Here is a 4,171-nt window from a genome sequence, read left to right as displayed (position 1 = left end):
GACCAACCTCGACAACGGCCAGTCGACAACGGTCACGGTCAACGGCCCGTCGGGCAGTTGCGTCCTACTGAACAACGCGGCCTTCGACAAGGTGAGGGAACCCGGCAAGAACCTCATCCGACGCGCACGCATCGAACGCGTGCCGTAAACGCCAGGTCCCTTCGGTGCCACGGAACTACGGCGGGGCACAGCGCAACCCCTCCCCCTCCGTAGTACCGCACCTACCGCTTGCGGTATTCCCCGCCCGACCCGGGTGGCTGAGCAGTTCGAGTCGGCGTCCCCAGGATCGGACGGGGCCCGGCGCGCTGCCACCCGGACCGGCGGGAATCGCAACGAGGTCACGCAGCTGATCCCACCGCTCCAGGCGGTACCACCGCTGTGGGGCAAGCGAGGCCGGCCCCGACGCCGTCCGGAACATCATGCCCGCGACCCCCGTGCCCGGGATCTGGTCCTGCAACGGCCCGACGCCCAGACTGTGGGCATCTGTGGGTGGGCGTGTGTCTACGACTGTTGGTGCGCCGTCTCGTCTGCGATCAGCCAACGTGCCTCCGGTGCGTTCATTGAGCAGGTCGGGGACCTGGCCTGCGTCCGATCGTGGCTACCTGTGCCATGTGGTTCGACAGGAATGCCGTGCCGCCTGACGGCATCGCGACCGGCTCCGTGAAGAGCAGACCGCTCCCGGTGACCGGGTAACGGGCGGCGTCACCGTGGACGAGCAGGTAGTCGACCCGGTACGCCGATGCACCGGCAGGCAGCAGCTCGGCGTGGAAGGTGGGCAGGTCCGCTGCGGCGAACGGATCCCGCCATCCGCCTTCGTCCACCAGCGCCTCATACAGAGCTGAACTGCTGGGGAGGTTGAAGTCGCCGCTGGCGATCACCAGGTCGGTGTCGCGGTCGCGCGCCTCCCGCACGACCCGGTGGAACCTCGTCAGCTGCGCCATCTGCAGCGCTTCGTGCCGGTTGCCCGCCGACCAATCCCCGTCCCTGTTCGCGGTCAGATGCGCGTTGGCCACCACCGTTCGGTGTCCGGAGACTTCGAAGGTCAGGACGCCTTGGAGACGGCTGCCCAATGTCACCGCGCAGCGGAACAACGGGCCGCCAGCTCGCGGCCGCGTGCCGCGGAACGACATGTACCACACTGCCCGCAACGGCCTTCTGGAAAAGGAGACCAGGCCTCCGGCCGGCTGACCGAGCATGCCGGTCCTGCGGGCGACGAACGGGAACGACGGCAGGTGCCGCGCGAGAAATCTTTGCAGACGCGGGGTCCAGACCTCCTGGAAGTTCACGATGTCCACGTCCGTCCGCTCGAGACGGCGGCAGAACTCAGCCGCTCGCTTCTTCACGGGCCGCAGCGAGTTGGACATTCCGCAGCAGACATTCAAGGACGCCAGGCTGACACTCTCCCCGTCAGTCGTCACGCGGCCACCCCCTGAGCTCGAGTCTCACTCACCTTGAGCGTCTCGCCTCCGACCAGCGGCCGAGCGCCACCCGCGACAGGACTTCGTTGTAGGAGCCGAAGACGCAGAACGCGGCCAGCATCAGGCAGAAAACCCAGAGCACCAGGCCCCTCCGTAGTCCGATGTGCTCAGCTCGTAGGTCAGGGTGTAAGGGAACCATTGAGGACTGGCCTGGCCAGTAGCCGAACAGAACCCACCCGTGGCCCGGAGACCGGTGATTCCGAAGAGGTGGCGGAGCGTTCCGGCGCCCAGCAGGAACCACAGGACCAGTCCCAGCCTGGTCCAGGCCACTATCACGGCGTTCGTGAGGACATCCTCGGTGGGCGGATCGAATCCGTCGCTCTTGTCCGCCACAGTGATCCCGACCACCGCATCCCGCCATGTCTCCGGGTCCGTGCGCTCCCCAGCCCCCCGGCGGCGCTGTAAACGGAGGAGGCAACCTCCCGCCTCGCCTCGGACCCGGAGGCGCGCCGGTACGTCACAACGCAGTGCGTCGCTTTCGACGTGGCCCCGCTTCCGTCGGAGTCCAACTCCGTCGGACGTGTCGCCCCGTCACGCTGACCGATCTCCCGCGCGATGCAGCCGCGCGTGGCCCCGGCCGTGGTCGGTACGCCCCCCGAGCAGGCTCACGGGAAGAGCGCGCGCCAACGGGAGGCCTGCCGCGTGTCCCTCCGACATCGGTCGCAACCAGCAGCAGTTCAAGTACGTTCACGCCGACGGTTCCCGTTCCGGTCGGAAAAGCAGTTTGCTCTCTTGGCGTCCGATGCTTTCCCATGATCTCGGAAGCCGTACAGGGAGGGCGGGATCATGAAATGGCGAGGGGACAGGCAGCGCCGAACGCAGAAGGGGTTCGGCGGAGCGGAGGCCCCGGAGAGCCGGGTGCTGCGGCACTGGGGCCTTCAGGGCGTGGAGTGGTGGCCGTGGCTGCGCCGCTCGCCGGTGGCCGTCGACCTGCTGGCGTGGTGGGGACACGCGGAGGCCTACCAGGCCCTGGTCGGGGAGGATGTGTACCGGGAGCGGGGGCGCGAGCTGTTGTCCCGGGCGTCCCCCCGTGACTGTGCGGCGGCGGGCATGGGGTGCGAACGGCGCATCGACCGGGCGTGTCGCACTCCGGAGATCTGTGCTCTGGAGCCGGCCGCGCCGGGCCGTCGCGAGGGCCCGGCGCCGGGAGCGTGCAGCGGTTTCTACGGGGACACCTGGCTGAGGGTGAGGTTCAGCCCTGACGACCGGCATCGTGCGGTGTCCTGTCGTGAGGACGAGAAGTGGGCATCTCGCCTGTGGGTGGACGGCGTCCAGGTGGAAGCGGACGTGGCCCTGGACTTCGGGGGCCAATGGCAGGGGAACCGGTTCTACGTGGTGCAGGCCATGGGCCCGGACGACCATCCGATGCAGAGATGGGGCCCGGGAGGGGGCTGGATCGCCTCGTTGCTGATCCACGATATCGAGCGGGGCGCCTCGCGCCTGCTCGTGCCGGAAGACACCGAGGCGTGGACCGATCCCCTCGTCGTGCTGACCGGGGACGAGCTGAGGGTCTACGCGGACCGGGCGGCCCACGACGCCGACGAACCCAGCCGTGTGCTCCGCCTCGGCGAGGCCGTCGCCGACAACGGCACCGAGCCCGGGACCGACGGCTACTGAAGGAGGCAGCCGGAATACGGGGATAGGGGGATCATCGGCAGGACCGGCTTGGACCGGTCCAGGGCCCGGATCCCCTGGTCCTCTGCGTGGACGAGAAGTCGCAGGTGTGCGGCCGGTGCGGGGCCAGGGCGAACGCAGCGCAGGGCAGGCAGCGACGCTGCCGGTGGGCTGGCAGCTGCCGCTCCGTTGCCGGATGTGGTGGCCGAGCTGACAGGGGCGCGAGGCGTTACAAGACGTTAAAGGGGAGCGCCACCGACCGGTGCTCGCCGCTCAGCCGACTCGTGCAACCCTGCCGTTGTACGCTGCCGGGCTGCCGACACCAGAGCTTGTATCACTGCTTGGTCGGCACTCATCTCGGGGTGCCACTGCACGCCCAGGGCGAAGTGGTGCCGGGTGCTTTCGATGGCCTCGACTGTCCTGTCTTCGGCGTAGGCCGCGACCGCCAGGCCTGCGCCGAGGAGGTCGGCTGCCTGGTGGTGGTGCGTGGCCACCTGCCTGGTCCCGGGCAGGAGTGCGGCCAGACGGGTGCCCGGCACGGTGGTGATGGCATGTGGCGCGAAGAATCCGGGATGCGCGTTGTGGGCGTCGTGACCCACCTTCTCGGGCAGGTGCTGGATAACGTGCCGCCCGCGTGAACGTTCATCAGCTGCATGCCCCTGCAGATTCCGAGGACGGGAATGTCACGGTCCAGACTGTTCTTGAGGACAGCGCGCTCCCACCGGTCGCGGGCGGGGACCGGAGTCCCCGCACACGGGTGGGGCTCGGCCCCGTACAGGGCGGGATCCAGGTCCTCACCTCCGGCGAGGATGACGCCGTCCAATCGCGCGATGACGTCCGCCGCCGCGCCCGGCGCATCGGGCGGCAGAAGGACGGCCCGGCCTCCGGCAGCCTGAACGCATGTGGCGTACGCCGCGGGCAGCAGTGCGGCGGGCAGCTCCCACTCTCCCCACCGCGCGTCGGTGAGGTAAGTGGTGATTCCTATAAGACGTCGTTTCTTATGGCGTGATCGTTCGTTGGACCGTGCATGAAGGACTTGGTTGAGCGGCTGGTCCCGGATGAGCTGTGGGTGTTGTTCC

General features: G+C 68.7%; 3 protein-coding genes and 2 pseudogenes. 3 read left to right on the top strand and 2 right to left on the bottom strand.

Annotated features, from left to right (window positions below; translation table 11 throughout):
- Together AC07DU_RS29810 and AC07DU_RS29805 are read left to right on the top strand one after the other, a co-directional pair.
- On the top strand, positions 1-148 hold a 148-nt coding region (locus AC07DU_RS29810), incomplete at its 5' end, for an RlpA-like double-psi beta-barrel domain-containing protein (protein ID WP_479114873.1).
- Between the two features lie 156 nt (positions 149-304).
- Positions 305-412 (top strand): annotated as a pseudogene (locus AC07DU_RS29805) (IS5/IS1182 family transposase); the annotation flags it as partial.
- 145 nt (positions 413-557) lie between these two features.
- On the opposite strand, the gene AC07DU_RS29800 reads toward AC07DU_RS29805, so the two are convergent.
- Entirely contained in the window at positions 558-1,418 is an 861-nt protein-coding gene (locus AC07DU_RS29800) for an endonuclease/exonuclease/phosphatase family protein (RefSeq protein WP_479114801.1), read from the bottom strand.
- 846 nt (positions 1,419-2,264) lie between these two features.
- Here AC07DU_RS29800 and AC07DU_RS29795 point away from each other — a divergent pair.
- On the top strand, positions 2,265-3,095 hold the full coding sequence (locus AC07DU_RS29795; protein ID WP_479114799.1) for a hypothetical protein: 831 nt from the start codon (positions 2,265-2,267) through the stop codon (positions 3,093-3,095).
- Between the two features lie 236 nt (positions 3,096-3,331).
- On the opposite strand, the pseudogene AC07DU_RS29790 reads toward AC07DU_RS29795, so the two are convergent.
- Positions 3,332-4,077, bottom strand: a pseudogene (locus AC07DU_RS29790) (gamma-glutamyl-gamma-aminobutyrate hydrolase family protein).
- Between the last annotated feature and the right edge of the window lie 94 nt (positions 4,078-4,171).

The organism is Streptomyces sp. NPDC045695 (genome assembly GCF_056432025.1).
This window is presented reverse-complemented; position numbering and strand designations above follow the sequence as displayed.